We start from the raw sequence: 17,636 nt of genomic DNA, 5'->3' as shown, positions 1-17,636 counted from the left end.
CAAAAGTTTTCTGTTTTGTATCTAAAAAAATATCCTAAACACTGCATTTGGTGTAAAACCCAGAGAAAATCGTTGAATGACTTGCTCTAGAATAACCTCTAGTTCTTCGGGTGTAGATCCGGTTGTACCTTCTACAGCAATTCCACCGTCATCTAAAGGTTTTCGCTCTGCTTTGTATATTAAGTTTAAAGGTTTTATCCTGTCGTAAATATTTAAGAATGATAGTCCTAGTTGCGCTTTTAGTTTTGTATTACCAGACTTAATATTAAAATCATATAATACAGAAGCATCTAACCTATGAAAATCTGGCAATTTATCGCTATTTACAGCTCCAAAATTAACTACACCAGCATTTTCACCATCGGCATCAATCATAATTTCATAACTATTTACTGGGGTAATAGGTTTTCCGGTTCTAAACTGCCAACCGAGAGAGAATTGCCATTTTTCAAGTTGTAATGTATTCGAAATCCTAAAAGAATGCGTTATATCATTATTTCCAGGGAACTCAAAAGGGGTCTCTGCCAAATTAGGGAATTGAAACATAATATCATTATAAGTATATCCTGCCCATATCTTATAATTATCCCATTTATATTTTAATAAAACATCTACACCTTTTATCGTACTTTCACCTTCTTCTAAATTTTCTAAAGGATTACTAAATCCATTAGTGAATGTTGTTAGACCTTCGAGTTCCTTATAATAGGCATCGATGTCTATGTTTACATTTTTATAATGATATAACACTCCTCCAGAAACTTGATTACTACTTAATAAAGGAAATTGTTGATCATCAGATAAACGCCATAATTCATTTTCTAAACGTAGTTCGGTATGATTAAATTCTACCAATTGAGAAATGGGTTGATTCCTTCTTTCTACAGCAGTTTTAACCCTAAAACGATCCCCTAAAGGGTATTCCAAATTTATACGAGGTTCAACCAAAAACTCATCCAAAGAACTATAATGCACTAATCGAAGCCCGGCATTAATAAACCCATTATTTTTAAAATTAAAGGTATACTCTCCAAATAATGCATTTTGAAGATTTTCATCATCTTGACCAGAGCTTTCAAATTCAGCATCAACAGGGTTTTCTTTACTGATGATTATATCTAAATCGGTATAAGAAAGTTCATACCCTAAAGTAAGTTTTTGTGTTTCTCTGATTGCTAAAGAAGAAGTGAATTTTAGTCCTAAATCTACAATATCGTTTTTACGAATATTGATTTCTGCCAGGTCTAAAATACCATCATCTGTTTCATCTTTAATTTCATCATTTTGATAGTAAGAATTGTATTCAGAAAAATAAGCAGTAAGTTTTTGTTGATATGTATCACTTGATTTATACTCCCAGTTAAGGCTTGCCCCTTTATTTTGGGTAATTAATGAATCTACTACGATTTCGTCTCCACCTGTAAAGTCAAAATCCAAACGATTTCTGGTATACAACCCACTAACAGAAATATTATTCTTAGCATTAGGTTTTAGAATAAATTTGGTACTAACATCGGTAAAAGAAAAATCATTATTACTGGTATCCCGACTAAAATCATCATCAGTTTCCAAGGCTAACACATTACCATTAATATCTTTAGCTACGCCAAAATTTGTAAAAATCTTATCGGCATAACTATTATATGTTGGGGTTTCTACAACATCAGAATACGATCTTCTTGCAAAAGCATAAATTGCAGTTTTTTCAGATAAAGGAGCTTTTACATATCCATTTGCAGATAAACCATCAATTTCAAATCCTCCTTCAACTTTTTTGGGAATAGCATCTCCACTAGAAATATCAATAATACCCGAAATACGATCACCATAACTAGCACTTGTACCAGATCTAAAAATGGTCGCTTTTTTTGTAGCGAAGGGGTTAAATAATGAAAACATCCCATAGAAGTATCCTGTATTATACAATTTAATATCATCATATAATATCAAATTTTGATCGGGTGACCCTCCTCGAATCTGAATACCCGTAGCAGATTCATCTAAGGTTGAAATACCCGGAATTAATTGAATACTTTGCGATATATCGGGACTTACCAATCCTGGTAAAATTCCTAATTTATCAGAATCCAACGAAATCGATCCATCTTTATTTCTATCAATCCCAGAGGTAACATACCCTAATACAACCACCTCATCAAGAGCAGAAGATAATGGGTCGAGTTCTATTGTTTGGCAAGAATCACCCACCTTAATAATGATCTCTTTGTCATCATAGCCAATAAAACTCAGTTTTACATTTTCGGTAGCAAGACTAGAATCTTCTACACTAAAATATCCTTTATCATCTGTAGTGGTATTTAGATCAGCATTGACAATCACGGTAACATAAGGAAGAGGGCTATTAGAATTTGAGTCAACAACATAACCACAAATCATCTTTCTTTGTGTAATGATAACTTGTTTAGGAGATACTTTTTCAAAAATAAGATCAGTCTGCGTTTCCAAAAAAGGTAACAGATTATCAATATCTATCTCTTGTTGAGATATTGTAATTGTTTTTGAAGCAATAACTTCTTGAGCATATGAAAACAGAATATCTGTTTTAGATTCGATATCACTAAGTACTTCTTTGAGAGGGGTATCGGTATATGAAATCTCAAATTTCTCTTGTGTATAACATAGTGCAGACACAAAAAATGCCGCTATAAGCATTAGACGTTGGTTCATGAATATATACGTAAGTTGGTTTATTGTAAATATACGATAGTTTTATCTTTAGAAAGGGTATACGAAATGCCCATTGGGGTTAAGGTAGATTTTAATGCTTTCTCTAAATCATCATGTAAAAAACTTCCGGTAAATAATCTGGATAAATCGGTCTCTTTACCTTGGAATGTAACGTTATACTGAAGGCGGATTTCGTCAAGAACTTCTTGTAAAGGTTGTTCTTTAAAAACGCTAATACCGTTCATCCAATTAGGAATCGATTCTTCAGCTTTTTCAGTAACGATTTTTGCTTCAGAAAGTACAATTTTATCATTTCTCTTTAAAATGTGATATTCTTCTGAAGCGATTTTATCAAATCGTACGGCACCTTCAAAACAGTTTAATTCAAAAGTCTTAGTTCTTGTTTTAATATTAAATTTAGTGCCAAGAACCGATATATCCCCGTAGGCTGTTTGCACTACAAAATCTCCTCCTTTTTCGACCTCGAAATAGGCTTCTCCTGTTAGACTAACTTCACGATTATTTAGCCAAAAAAAGCGTTTATGCTCTATTTCTGAATCAGCATTAAGCTGTATTTTAGACCCATCGGGTAAAGTAACCGCAAGTTGTTCACCATAGGTCGTGGTATAACTTTTAGTAGAAGTAAACAATCCGAACACTCCTAATATGACTACAACAGAAGCTGCAATAGCAAGCCAGGTTGTATTGGTTGTTTTTCGCTTCTTACCAAAAGTGATTTGCTCTTTGGTAGTAATCAAAGCTCGGCGAGTATCTACAGGAGGTGCTTTAAAGTGTTGAGCTATGGTATTAATACGATTAAATCCTTTGTATGCTTCGGATTTTTTGAATTCTGATAATTCTTCCTCGCTCAACTCTCCGGCAACCCATCGTGCTATATATGTTTCATCTGATTCGTACTTTTCCATAATAGTTAGAAAGTGTTTTTTTTACTTTCGGTAATTCATGTTCATATTCTTTTTAATCCTCATCATTTTCACCTCTATATCTATAATACAGCGAAACAATGAATTACCCTATTTTTTAAATTTTAAAATCGTTACCTAGCAATTTTCTAAGGTTAATAAAAGCATTACTCATACGTCTTTCTACCGCTTTCACAGTAATATTAGTAATCTCGGCAATCTCTTTATATGTTTTTTTATCAATTCTACTTAATAAGAACACTTCGCGTTCTTTATCAGACAATTTTGAAATTGCTTGTTCTAATTTGATTCTAAACTCTTCGGTTTCTAGAACAAAATCCGGACTTTCGTGATCTTTATCATCTCTAGGCATAGCTTCATATCGTAGCACTACTTTTTTATGAGCAAATTCATTTAGCAATGCATTATTACATATCTTAAAAATGAGGGATTTTGCCGTTTCATAAATGATATCGGCACATTGTTTCCATAATTTTACAAAAGCATCTTGTACGATGTCTTCTGCTTGCTGTATATCACCACATTTATAGTACAGATAATTTCTTGCCGATTCAAAATGAGTATTGAATAGCGTATCGAAATTCTTTTCTTCACAAACAGATTGCTTTTTCTCGGGCATGGGGTTTAAAGAATTATGAAATATTCAAAGCTATTAAAAAAACATAAAGCTAGAACATTTTAATGAACCTTATTTCCTTACAACCATTGTAATCAGCTGTTTTTCAATGATATTTAAATTTTTGTAGGGGTATTTGTAGGGGTTGTTTTTAACCAATACATCTACATGGACATGTATTTTTGCATCGTTACCCCCAAAACTTTATCACTATGAACACCTCATATTTAACCTACAACTTTTCTAAAAATCATACAATCATTCTACGCTCTAACAAAGAATGAATTATGAACCTGATTCTCGTCATTTTTCCAATCCTCTAAAAAAATTAAAAAATAAAAATAGGGTATCCTGAAACTTGACTGTATTAGAATAAGAAACAACAATTAAACAATTAATTTTTATACCCCCCTTATTTATGAAAAAACTACTACTATTGTTATTAGCATCTTTTTGTATTGCTTATAACGCACAAGCACAATGTGGACCCGGACAGGATACGACTCCACCTATATTTGGTGGTGCCGGAGACGGTTCTTTGGCCAATCCATTTGGAAACTTATTACAAACTACTGTAGGAAGTGTTCCTAGCGGTACGTACTACTTCAATTTTAATGGAAGTACGTTTCAAGGAGTATTAGACAACGATACCGATGGAGGTGGTTGGTTAATGATTCTTAACTATGTACACGTTGCAGGAGATAATTCTAACTTAACGGTACGTAATACCGATTTACCTTTATTAGGGTCTTCTACCCTTGGTGATAACGAAGCTGGCACCACTACCTGGGGACATATGGGTAATGCCCTGGCCGCAGCAATTGACTTTGAAGAAATGCGTTTTTACGGTGCTACTACTGGTCATAACCGTGTAATTGATTTCAAAACTAATTATAGCAATGCATTGAATTATGTAAAGACGGGTACAGGTACTTTTTCAGGAATAAATAATACCGCTAATTTTACTGTTCTAGCAAATCACACAGCCAATATCCCTGCTCAAGCATTTAACGCGTTTTCGAACGAAGGAGACTTAGCACTGACCAATTTTCCTTTTTGGAGAGGTGGACAATATCACTGGGGAATTAGAGGTGGTGGTAATCGTTGGGAAGTTGATGATTTTGCCATCAATGCCGCAAGTACAATTCATAGAGTATGGGTTCGCGGAGATCTATCGCCAGCAGGTACAACGACACTTACTACCAGTTTGGATGCAAGTGGTAATCTTACAGTAGCTCCAACAGATTTTGGATTAACCGTTACGGACAATTGTACTACTCCTAGTCTTAGTTTAAGCAGAACCGACTTTGATTGTACCAATATTGGTAATAATATCATCCAACTCACCGCAACAGATGGTCAAAACAACAGCACTGTTATTGATGTAACCGTTATTGTAGAAGAGTCTGCTCCTGTTATTACTAATGATACATTCGTGAACATAGATTTAGACGAAACAGGTAACGCCTCGATCACATTAGCAGATCTTAATGCAAGTGCAACCGATGATTGCGGGCTACAAAGTCTAACATTAAGTCAAACAGATTTTGACTGTAGTAATGTCCGTAGACCTAATGTAGTAACGCTTACAGCAACCGATGTTAATGGCAATATAAGCACTGGCAATGTAGTTATATTTGTTAACGATGTTACTGATCCGGTCATAGAATGTGTAGCACCTTTTACTTTAGAATTAGACGCAACCGGTAACGCTATTATTACAGAAGATAATATTCTTTTAAGTGCTACAGATAATTGTTCTGTAGATCGTATTCAATTTGACAAAAGCTCATTTACTTGTGCAGACCTAGGAGATAATACTGTCACCGTAACTGTATTTGACAATAATAGAAATTCTGTAAGTTGTACGACTACAGTTACCATTACAATACCTTCATGCCCTTCAAACTTTACTTTAGAAAGTGATCCTACTGCCTGCGGAGCCGTATACAACTATCCATGTGCCAGCAACATCACCGCCGGGCCTGCGAGTGGAACACTGTTAGCTGTTGGAAGTACCACAACGTATACCTATGACACCCTTGATAATACAGGAGCTACCGTATCATGTAGTTATGATGTGACTGTGGTTGATACCAGAGCACCTTTGTTTAATACCAAAGATGTAACCCTTACATTAACAAACTTTGAGGATACAGCTACAATAACCCCACAAGACGTCTTAGGTCCAGATCCATTGGCTCGCGACTATACTGTAGAAACTTCGGGTACATTGGATCGTGTGGATATAAGCGCTACAGGAACCGAAGTTGTTTTAGACGATGACGAACTTACAGCTGCATTACCTATTGGTTTCGAGTTTGGTTTTTACGGAAATCTATATACAGAATTCTATATTTCATCCAACGGATTTATCACTTTTTCTGATGAAGGAGATGATGGATGTTGTAGTGGACAGACATTACCCGATACCAATGAACCAAACAACCTAATTGCCTTTGACTGGAATGATATAAATCCTGAAGACGGAGGAACCATGAGTTATACCACTATTGGGACTGCACCTAATCGAATTCTGATTATGGATTGGGATAGTGTGACTCATATTGATGATGATACTGACATTACAACAACCCAAGTAAAGCTATTTGAAGGAACGAATCGTATTGAGATCCATACAATTAACATTCCGTTAACCGGAGATGATAAAACCCAAGGGTTAGAAAATATAGATGGTACAGCTGCTATTATTGTTCCCGGTCGTAATGCATCTAACTGGGGAGCTACAAATGATTATGTTGCTTTTGCACCTACTAGTGGAGTCTTTGAGAACTGTGGAATCGATACGATGGTTGTTTCGCCAAATACGTTTAACATCAGAAATACAGGAGACAACATCGTAACATTTACCGTTACCGATGTTAACGGAAACGTTACTGAGCAAACCGCTATAGTAAACGTAACTGGAGATTGTTTTATAGATAATTTAGATGATAATAATTTCCAAATACAGTTGGCTAATGAAACCTGTGCCGATAAAAACAACGGTATTCTAAGCATCAATGCAGTAGAAAGTTTTAATTATGTTGCCTCACTCAATGGAGAAGATTATCCTTTTACTTCTGATCTTGTTATACCTGATTTAGTACCGGGAACCTACCCACTATGTATTACCATTGCAGGAATTTCAGACTGCCAAAAATGTTATGAATTTGTCATCGAAGAGGCTACTGTATTTGAAGGTAAAACAACGATGGATAACATCAATAACAAAGTGTTTGTTGATATCCAATCGGGTACTGCTCCGTATACCGTTACTATCGATAATAAAGTCGTAGGCGAATACAACACCAATAGTTTTGTAGTCGATGCTAAAACCGGAGGTGTAGTCGAAGTATTCTCCAGCAAAGCTGCTTGCCAGGGTAAATTATCAACAACGATGGGTAACTTAGGAAATGTAAGCCTATACCCTAACCCAACCAAAGCTAATGTAACACTAAGCATCCCTAATGCTGATAGTGATACCGTGACTATTGAGATTCATAATGCACTGGGGATGACCGTATCTTCTGGGGTGTATGACATCACAGCTAACAAAATAGAATTACCAATGCAAGGGCTACCTGCAGGAATATATTTTGTGACGATCAATCAGGGAACTTCAAAAACATTGAGAATCGTAAAACAATAAAGATAATTATCTCTCCCCTTGCTTTTCTGGAGCAAGGGGAATCAAAAACCTATTAAAAAGCAAATACAATATACCCATGAAAAATTTATATATCGCCATATTGAGCATGGTACTGTTATTCTCATGTACCGAAGAAGAGAGTATACTAGTAGATTCTTTACAAAATCTTAGTGTAGAGCCAACTACACCAGGTTTACTATACCCTACTAACAATTTAGTATGTACCAATTTTAACCTGAAGTTCGATTGGACTACATCAACAACTATTACCTTGGGTACCATTGGTTACTTGGTAGAAATTGCTTCAGATGAAGCATTTAATCAAATAGTATTTACAGCAGTAACTGATCAACCCACGGCCACTTTTACTTTAGAAAGAGGAACCTCGTATTTCTGGAGAGTAAAAGCTCTAAATAGTAAAGGATATAAAAGCCCATATTCTAGTGTGTTAACCTTTATCACAGAGCCAGAAGCCAGTACCAATACAATTCCTACAGTTTCTTCAACAGCAAGTCCTGCTTCGGGAGAAATGGTAACAGGAAGTACCGTATCATTAGATTGGAATGCTTCTGATAGCGACAATGACACACTAACATATGATGTATACTTTGGCGAGTCCAACCCTCCTCAATTATTAGCAGAAAACCTGGATACTACCACATTTGATGTAGCAGTATCTTCTGGCACAACCTATTATTGGAGAGTGGTGGCCAAAGACCCTAAACATGGGGTTGCAATTAGCCAGGTTTGGGATTTTAGAACACAATAAGGGGGAAAATTATTTGATCTATATCCGCAAATGAATTAGCTTTTTGCAAAAATCCACTCAAAATTTTGAGTGGATTTTTTCTAATCTTAATGAGAAATATAAGACATCAAAAATTTCAATTCCCAATCATTTTTATTACCAATAAAATAAAAAATACGGTATTGTAAAACTTGACTGTATATACATAAAGTAAAACCCTATTTAGAATAAAAAGCAATAAAACGGCTTCTAAAACATTAAGAATTATTAAACAATAGATAAAAATATTACGAAGGTAAGGGGTCGTAATAGATTTGTCTGTTGCAATAAACCACTCAATTTCTTGAGTGGTTTTTTTTGATCTAAACTAGTTTACTAATAAACTGTTCTAACTCTTGTTCTCGATCTAGACCTAATTTTTTTCGAATACGATGCCTGGAGGCTTTAATAGATCCCATGGTTACATTTCTAATCACCATAATTTCTTTAAGGCTTAAGTTCATGCGCATGAGGGCACAAATCTCTCGTTCAGATTTTGTAAGATCAGGATATAAGTTTCTAAGCTTCTCATTAAATTCTTTATCTATCTGTTCTATATTATCTCCTATAAAATCATATTTACTTTCTGTAGTAATTTGTGCATTCAAATCAGTAATTAGAGATTGAAAGTCTGAAACATCAACTGCATCTGTATGCTGTTTTACTTTTTTAAGTTTTGAAAGAAATTCTTGCTTAAACTGTAACCGCATTTTATTATCAGCCACCAGCTGTTTTGCTTGATAAGTAGTGTGTTTTAACTTTTCGTCTAGCAATTCTTTTTCGAGTTGTTCCTTTTTAAAACGTTCCCGGTTTAATTTTCTTCGATTGTTCACAAAGATCAACAATGTGATGATTCCAGCCGATACCAAAAGCAATAAAGTAATATAAAGCCGATTTGTGGCTTGCTGTGCCTTATTTTTTAATTTGAGCTCGGTTTTTTCGTTGGCGAATTGAAGGCTATCTGCTAGTTTTTCTTTTTGGAACTGATGATTCAACTCCAGCGCCGTGATCTTTTTTGCGTTTCTAACATTAAATATAGAATCATAATAATATTTATGGGTTTTAAAATGCTTCAAAGCATTTTTATGATCACCCATCTCTTCATAGATATGACTCCTTAGTTGAAATAGTAGAGCAAGTTTAGAGGTGTTACCATACTTTTTGTAATAGTCCAGTGCTTCATCAACATAAGCAACCGCCTCTTGATGCTTACCAAGATCAGAATGAATTTTAGCCAGGTGCATCAAGTTGTTCGAGACGAAATTATAATTTTTTGAGGATTTAAAAATGGCTAAGTTTTCCTTATAGATTTCAATAGCTTCTTTATAGTTGCCCGAAGTATAATAGATTGCAGCAATATTATCATTAGACTTTGCTTTTTCCTCTAGAGTAGTGCTGTAATTCTTTGCAAGTTGATAATAATACATGGCAGAATCATTCTGCTTGGTATAATAATGTACGACTCCAAGCATATTATAAGTCCTCGCTAATTGAGTACTATCTAGATGTCGTTTCTGTATCGCTATAGATTTTAAAAAATAAGATATTGACTTATCATACTCTTTTTGATATCTAAAGATCATAGCGATACTATGGTAACTCCGGGCAATTTCAAAAGAATCTTGTAATTTTTCTCTGATTTTTAGTGCCTGTAACCTGAGATCCAGAGAGTTTTCATAATTGGTTTGTCTGGATTCGTATTTTCCTAATATATCAAGTAGGCGTGCTTTTTGTTTTAAAAAGTGATCAGAAGGAGAAGGAATGCTGTCAATAAACTGCAGGGTTTGGTTCATCAAATCCCTTCCTTGATCTATACTGTATTTCTCTACTACCTTAGTAAGTTCGAAGAGGTAATGCACTTTTAAAGAATCATTAGCTGCATCATTAACTTTTTGTCTTAGTTCAACTTCCAGGCTGTCTTGTTGCACCTGGCCCAATACAGGAAGTAAATACAATAATGAAATGATAAAGAACAAAGTTCTCATGAAGTATAAGGGGATTAAAAGTGTTTTACAAATATAAGAATATTAATAGGATACAATACTAAATATGCTAATTGAGATTTCTTTGAAAACCCTATAAACAAAGGGATGTAACTTTTTGTAACCATAAAAAACGCATAAATCTGAATAGAGATTTGTACCATTGCAGCTTAAATCATTAACAAAACTTTAACCTAAACATGCCCCTTATGAAGAAACTGCTACTCTTACTTTTCGTGGTGTTTTACGCTATGGGATTCACCTCTTATGAATTATCGGCCAACACACCTTTTAAACCCTCCGAAGAATTATTTACACCACAGATTAGTGTTACTGGTCCCGATATGATGACAGTAATTGCCAATGGTGATATGACTCCTGATATGTTTGATGGGACCATGTATCCTGAATTAGGAACAGGTAACTCTCTAATGACACCTTTTAGCATCCTAAACAATGGTGCAAGTGATTTAAATATTTCGAATATTACAATTACTGGAACCAATGCTTCAGATTTTGTGCTCAATGACATGTGGCCAGTCACCGTATTAAGTGGAACATCAGAATCTATTGAAATAAGTTTTGCGCCACAATCTGCTGGAGTAAAAAACGCAATAGTAACCATTACCAGTGATGATCCAACCAATGGAACCTATACATTTGCCATACAAGGAACCGCTTTTGAAGGAGCTACAGGGCTACATTTTGATGGTATCGATGACAACATCACTTTTAACAATGGTAATTATAGCCTGAACGATGATTTTACCATTGAATTTTGGATGAAACCTAATATTTCTGGGACAGAGGAACATTTTATACTAGATAATACAAGCGGTAGTGCAGGATATAGTTTACGTATCGATATAACGCAGCAATTAAATTTCACTTTTTTTACTTCAACAGGGGCTAACAACTTAATGACTCCTCCAATAGCAAACGATCAATGGCAGCATGTTGTAATTACCCATAATGGTACTAATTATAGAATATTGATTGATGGTATAGAAGAAAATAGATTAACATTGTCAGAAGCTATTGTAGATAGTAGTAATAATCTAACTATGGGAAGTGCTTTTGGTGGTGGAGAATATTATGCAGGTGCTATAGATGAATTACGAGTGTGGGATATCGCATTGTCAAACTGTAGGATTTCTGATCAGTCTAGCTGTCAATTAACAGGAAGTGAAAGTGATTTGATAGCTTATTATAATTTTAATAATGGAGAAGTAAACGGAAATAACTTTCCAGAGTATAGTATACTAGATCCCAATCATACGATTACATCGGGGATTCCCCCACAAGGAACTCTAAACAATTTTGGATTATCAGGTACTACTTCTAACTGGATAGACACAACAGCTAATGGTATTTCAGGAAGTTGTAGCACTTATACGGAAGCTATAATTTCAATTGCTTCAAATAGTAATGCCATTAATAATGGGGACACTACGGTAAGTTCAAGTAATAACACCTCTTTTGGGAATGTTATATTTGGACAAGCAGAACCTGCAGATTATACGATTAGCAATACTGGTAATATTACACTAGACATTTCTAATATTACCATTGATGGAGCATCCGATTTTACCATTATAGAATCACCAACAGATGTAGCGGCAGGTACTTCTGGAAATCTAAGGATTCTATTTACACCTTCTTCTATCGGAACTAAAAACGCCACGGTTCGTATTTCAAATAACGGTTGCGATACTACGTTTACCTTTGCCATAGAAGGAACGGGGTATACTCCTGCTACAGGAATTAGTTTGGATGGAACAGATGACCATATCAATATCAATCATAACAGCGCATTCAATACAAATACGTTTACTATAGAAGCATACTTTAAAACTACATCTACTGCAGGTGGACAGTCAATTATTGGTAAATATGATGCTACAGGAATTAATGGATTCTCTATGAATTTAAGCAGTTCCGGAGTATTACGATTTGAGTACGCAGTACCAAACAATGAATCAACTAGTTTATCTAATGCTTCTGGACTTAATGATGGTAATTGGCACCATATCGCTTTAGCATTTGGAGATGGAAAGGCCATATTTTATATAGATGGTGTATTAGACAATGAAATTACTTTTAGTAATATTCCAGAAACCCCAACAAATACAGAATCACTTTACATAGGGTATTCTGCGTTTAATAACGTTTATTTTAATGGAGATATAGACGAAGTACGTTATTGGTCTAGAGCACTATGCTCAGATGAGATTTTAGCACAACAAGGTTGTGAACTAGCAGGAAATGAATCAGGATTAGTTGCTTACTACAAATTAAATCAAGGAAATGTTGCTGCTAATAATTCAAGTGAAACCACTTTAGATGATGCTACTTCAAATAGTTTAGACGGAACTTTAACCAATTTTGGATTAACAGGAAATACTTCTAACTGGATAAATACTACAGCAAATGGTATCTCCGGAAATTGTTCAATAGCGATTCCCGAAATTAATGTACAAGGAAACGGTAACGATATCCTGAATGGGGATACAACTCCTGAGACTAGTGACAATACAGATGCAGGAAGTATCAATGTAGGTAGTACTAAAGAAATGAGCTTCTTTGTTCGTAATACAGATGGTTCTGCCGCTTTAAATATAGATGGGGTGATACTTACGGGTGATACAGCTGATTTTACCATTACGCAAAACCCACATAACAATCCAATACCAGCCACTGAATCTGCTTCATTAAAAATAGAGTTTGCACCTACATCTGGCGGGACAAAAACAGCTACCGTAATTATCGATAGTGATGATTGTGATGAACCTTCATATAGTTTCACTATACAAGGAACAGCAATTCCCCTTGGGACTGGTTTAGATTTTGACGGTGCTAACGATTTGGTAACAATCCCACACAATACCTCTCAAAATAACTTGAATTTTTCAGTAGATTTTTGGATTAAAACTACCGATGGACTTGGTGGAGTCATCAATAAGTTTACCCCAGATGGAAACAATGGATGGCGTATTAACCTGGATGGTGGAAGAATAGAGTTTTATTACTATGCTAGTGCCACAAATTACATTACTCGTTTGTTAAGTCCTGCTACAAAAGTAGATGATGGAGAATGGCATCATGTGGCAGTCACTTTGAACTCTGGAAACGCCAGGTGTTATATCGATGGCACTTTGGCTAGATCAACAGGATGGGTAGGAACAGCAACGGCTACGACCACAACAGCCGATATACAATTGGGATATGCTGTTGCCGATACACCTTCAGGAGATACAGGAGGTTATTTTAATGGGCAGTTAGACGAATTACGTATCTGGACAAAAACCCTAAGTGCTTTCGAGGTTTCAGAATTGAATGGCTGTACAGCTGATATGTCGCAAACCGATTTAGTGGCCCGTTATAATTTTAATACAGGTATTTCAGGAGCAGATAATTCTGGACTAACAACATTAGCGGATGGCTCTGGAAACAGCTATAACGGAACACTTATCAATTTTGCGTTAAGCGGTGCTACGAGTAACTGGATAGATGCGTCTTCTAACAATATTTCAGAAAGTTGTGATTGTGTTGTGGCTGGAGGCATTACACTAACTACACAAGCAGAAGTAGATAGTTATATAGCAACCTTAGGAACCTGTGGGATTATTGAAGGAAATGTAACGATTAATGGAACTATTACCGATGTATCAGGCTTTTCAAATGTGAATACTATTTCAGGGAATTTGCATTTGGAAGGAAATATTGTGGATGATCTTTCTGGCTTTGCTTCATTGACTACTATTGGAGGAAATTTCACTTTAAAAGATATGACCAATACTACAAGTATAGCGTCATTCTCTAATGTAACGAGTTTGGGAGGGAATCTTACAATAGATAATTTAGATCTTTTAACAGAAATAACCATACTTGATCAGATAACTACAATACCAAATATAGAGATTACGGATAATGCGCTTTTGACAACTATCACATTGAATCAGTTACAAACAATGACAGGTAGCTTCAGAATAACTTTCAATAGCTCTTTGAGTACGCTTTCAATAGACCAATTAACCCAAGTTAACGGGGAGTTTCGTGTTAGTAATATTGGATCAGGATTAACGAGTATATCATTGCCATTATTAGAGGGGTCAGGAAATTTCCGCATAGCCGATGCAACAGGATTAATCAGTATTGATGCTCCAGAAATATTAAACTTAACAGGAGCATGCAACATAGGAGGGTGTGCGAACTTAACGACAGTTAATTTCCCTAAACTGACGAGTATTGGAAATAATTTATCTATAGATAACTCTCCATCGCTGAACTCCATAACAGCAACGGTGTTAAGTACCATAAGTGGCGCTGCACAATTTCATGATATGGCCGTGACTGATTTATCCTTTTTATCAGGTGTTACAAGTATTGGAGGAAACCTTTCTTTAACAGATATGACCGCTCTTAATACTATTCAAGGAATGGATAATTTAACAACTTTAGGTGGTTTCAATATATCAGATTGTGATTTGGTACCTAATCTGGAGGGGTTCCCTAAATTAGCTATTACTTCTATAAATTCATTGAATATTGCCGAAAATGAATTAATCACAACATTCGATAATTCTTTCTTAGCATCATTAACTTCTATTGGTATTCTAGGAATTAGTTTTAATGGAAATCTGGTAGAAATTGATGCCTTACAAAATGTAGCTTCCCTTACAGGAAGTGACTCGACAATTAGAAATAATAATAGCTTACAGAGTATAAATCTATACGCACTTAGAAATGTAGGTTCTAATTTGATTATCCGAGATCAGGACCTGGGGATTACGAATCTATGTGGTTTGTATGATTATGTTACCACAGGTGATGGTGCGACAACCTTATCATTTCAAGGTAGCAATCAAACGGCCTGGGATAGTGTTCAAGACATTACTGATAATTGTGAAACTCCTATCATAACCCTGATTGGAGATAATCCGCAAACCATAGAGCTTGGTGATGGATATACCGAACTGGGAGCAAGTACAAGTGATAGCTCAACTGTAATTATTGATGCTTCAGATTTTACAGATGCTGTAGGAAGTTATACCATTACGTATAATGCTGTAGGATTATTAGGTAATAACGCTGCTGAAGTAACCAGAACGGTAAACGTAGTTGATACTACGGCTCCGGTAATTACCCTAACAGGTGATAACCCACAAACCATTGAATTGGGTGATGGGTATACCGAACTTGGGGCAACTACAGATGATGGCACTAATATAACCATTGACACTACTGCTTTCATGGATGTTCTTGGAAGTTATACCATTCGATATAACGCTACCGATGCGTCAAACAATGCTGCCGCAGAGGTAACCCGAACCGTAAATGTGGTAAATACAACTGCACCGGTAATTACCCTGATAGGTGATAACCCTCAGATCATAGAATTAGGAGATGGGTATACCGAATTAGGAGCGAACACAGATGATGGTACGGCTGTAGTAATTGATGATTCTGATTTTGTAGATGCCGTAGGAAGTTATACTATACGATACAATGCCACCGATGCATCAAACAATGTTGCTGTAGAAGTAATACGCACCGTAAATGTAGTAGATACCACGGCTCCGGTAATAACACTAACAGGAGATAACCCGCAAACCATTGAATTAGGCGATGGATATACCGAATTGGGAGCGACCATAGATGACGGGAGTAGTATTATAATCGATACTTCTGATTTTGTAGATGCAGTGGGAAGCTACACTATTCGATACAATGCTACCGATGCATCAAACAATGCTGCGGTAGAAGTGACCAGAACAGTAAACGTAGTAGATACTACAGCTCCTGTCATTACATTAACAGGTGATAACCCACAAACCATTGAATTGGGCAATGGCTATACCGAACTGGGGGCAACCACAGATGATGGTACCACAGTAACGATCGATACTACAGCTTTTATGGATGCTCTTGGAAGTTATACCATTCGATATAATGCTACCGATGCATCAAATAATGTTGCTGCAGAAGTGACAAGAACAGTAAATGTAGTAAATAACGTTCCGCCAATAATTACCTTACTAGGTGATAATCCTCAAACCATTGTTCTAGGAGATGGGTATACCGAATTAGGAGCTACCACAGATGATGGATCAGAAGTTATCATCGATACTTCAGATTTTGTAGACGCATTAGGGACGTATATGATTACATATAATTCAACCGATGCTTCAAATAATGTTGCAGTAGAAGTGATACGAACCGTACATGTAGTTTCGGGTTGTCCTATCTTTGATTTACCTGCAGATAACTTCCTGGTAGAGGCATATAGCGAAACCTGTGAAGATAAGGATAACGGAAATATTTTAGTTAGAGCTACCGAAGAGCAGAATTACATCGCTACCATTAATAACAACACCTATGATTTTGGGACTGATCTTTTTGTACAAGATTTAGCTCCGGGAACATATACATTATGTATTGCCATTGATGGATATTCAGATTGCGAACAATGTTTTGAAGTAGCGATTGAAGAAGCTCCTATTTTAGAAGGTAAAACAATCTTGAATACCGATAATAAAAGTAATCAGATATATGTAGAAATTGACGAAGGTACAGCACCTTATACCGTAATGATTAATGATACCATGGTGGCAACCTATGATACTAATAGCTTTTATGTTGAAGTACAACATGGTGATACGTTGGAAGTGTTCTCAAGCCAGGCTTGTGAAGGAAAATTGTCAACCAAAATAACGCTATTTGATCAAATAACGGTATCACCAAACCCTACAAGATCAGATATCGTAATTACCATTCCGGAAACTGTGCTAAAAACTATAACTGTAGACATACACAGCGCATTAGGAATCAAAGTATCTTCAAATACATATAGTATTACTGAAGGAAAAGTGGTATTGCCAATGGAAACATTACCATCTGGAGTATATTTTATTTCTCTAATGAATGGAGCTTCAAAAACCTTTAGAATTGTAAAACAATAAAATAA

At 35.6% G+C, this 17,636-nt stretch carries 7 protein-coding genes; 3 read left to right on the top strand and 4 right to left on the bottom strand.

The window, feature by feature from the left end; all coding sequences use genetic code 11:
- Positions 1-21: 21 nt before the first annotated feature.
- The 3 genes from ABW637_RS11345 to ABW637_RS11335 all read right to left on the bottom strand — a co-directional run bounded on the left by ABW637_RS11345 (position 22) and on the right by ABW637_RS11335 (position 4,251).
- A complete protein-coding gene (locus tag ABW637_RS11345; protein ID WP_367584812.1) occupies positions 22-2,688 on the bottom strand; it encodes a TonB-dependent receptor in 2,667 nt (888 codons plus the stop codon).
- 20 nt (positions 2,689-2,708) lie between these two features.
- Positions 2,709-3,614, bottom strand: a complete 906-nt coding sequence (locus tag ABW637_RS11340; protein WP_367584811.1) for a FecR family protein — start codon at positions 3,612-3,614, stop codon at positions 2,709-2,711.
- A gap of 115 nt (positions 3,615-3,729) precedes the next feature.
- Entirely contained in the window at positions 3,730-4,251 is a 522-nt protein-coding gene (locus tag ABW637_RS11335; RefSeq protein ID WP_367584810.1) for an RNA polymerase sigma factor, read from the bottom strand.
- Between the two features lie 415 nt (positions 4,252-4,666).
- Between ABW637_RS11335 and ABW637_RS11330 the strand changes: the two genes are divergently transcribed.
- Both ABW637_RS11330 and ABW637_RS11325 read left to right on the top strand, forming a co-directional pair.
- Complete coding sequence (locus tag ABW637_RS11330) at positions 4,667-7,900, top strand: T9SS type A sorting domain-containing protein (protein ID WP_367584809.1); 3,234 nt, start codon at positions 4,667-4,669, stop codon at positions 7,898-7,900.
- 76 nt (positions 7,901-7,976) lie between these two features.
- Positions 7,977-8,669 (top strand): fibronectin type III domain-containing protein, encoded by a 693-nt coding sequence (locus tag ABW637_RS11325; protein ID WP_367584808.1) that lies wholly within the window; start codon positions 7,977-7,979, stop codon positions 8,667-8,669.
- 341 nt (positions 8,670-9,010) lie between these two features.
- Here the strand turns inward: ABW637_RS11325 and ABW637_RS11320 are convergent, their stop codons facing one another.
- Entirely contained in the window at positions 9,011-10,672 is a 1,662-nt protein-coding gene (locus ABW637_RS11320) for a tetratricopeptide repeat protein (RefSeq protein ID WP_367584807.1), read from the bottom strand.
- Positions 10,673-10,878: 206 nt separating this feature from the next.
- On the opposite strand from ABW637_RS11320, the gene ABW637_RS11315 reads away from it, so the two are divergent.
- Positions 10,879-17,631: a LamG-like jellyroll fold domain-containing protein gene (locus ABW637_RS11315; protein WP_367584806.1), complete on the top strand. Its 6,753-nt coding sequence runs from the start codon at positions 10,879-10,881 to the stop codon at positions 17,629-17,631.
- The last annotated feature ends 5 nt before the right edge of the window (positions 17,632-17,636 follow it).

Origin of the sequence: Aquimarina penaris, assembly GCF_040786285.1 — a bacterium.
In the GTDB taxonomy this organism is placed as follows: Bacteria; Bacteroidota; Bacteroidia; order Flavobacteriales; family Flavobacteriaceae; genus Aquimarina.
This window is presented reverse-complemented; position numbering and strand designations above follow the sequence as displayed.

Coding starts and splice junctions, on each gene's coding strand:
- ABW637_RS11315 (WP_367584806.1), top strand. CDS start 10,879: ATGAAGAAACTGCTACTCTTACTTTTCGTGGTGTTTTACGCTATGGGA.
- ABW637_RS11320 (WP_367584807.1), bottom strand. CDS start 10,672: ATGAGAACTTTGTTCTTTATCATTTCATTATTGTATTTACTTCCTGTA.
- ABW637_RS11335 (WP_367584810.1), bottom strand. CDS start 4,251: ATGCCCGAGAAAAAGCAATCTGTTTGTGAAGAAAAGAATTTCGATACG.
- ABW637_RS11345 (WP_367584812.1), bottom strand. CDS start 2,688: ATGAACCAACGTCTAATGCTTATAGCGGCATTTTTTGTGTCTGCACTA.
- ABW637_RS11340 (WP_367584811.1), bottom strand. CDS start 3,614: ATGGAAAAGTACGAATCAGATGAAACATATATAGCACGATGGGTTGCC.
- ABW637_RS11325 (WP_367584808.1), top strand. CDS start 7,977: ATGAAAAATTTATATATCGCCATATTGAGCATGGTACTGTTATTCTCA.
- ABW637_RS11330 (WP_367584809.1), top strand. CDS start 4,667: ATGAAAAAACTACTACTATTGTTATTAGCATCTTTTTGTATTGCTTAT.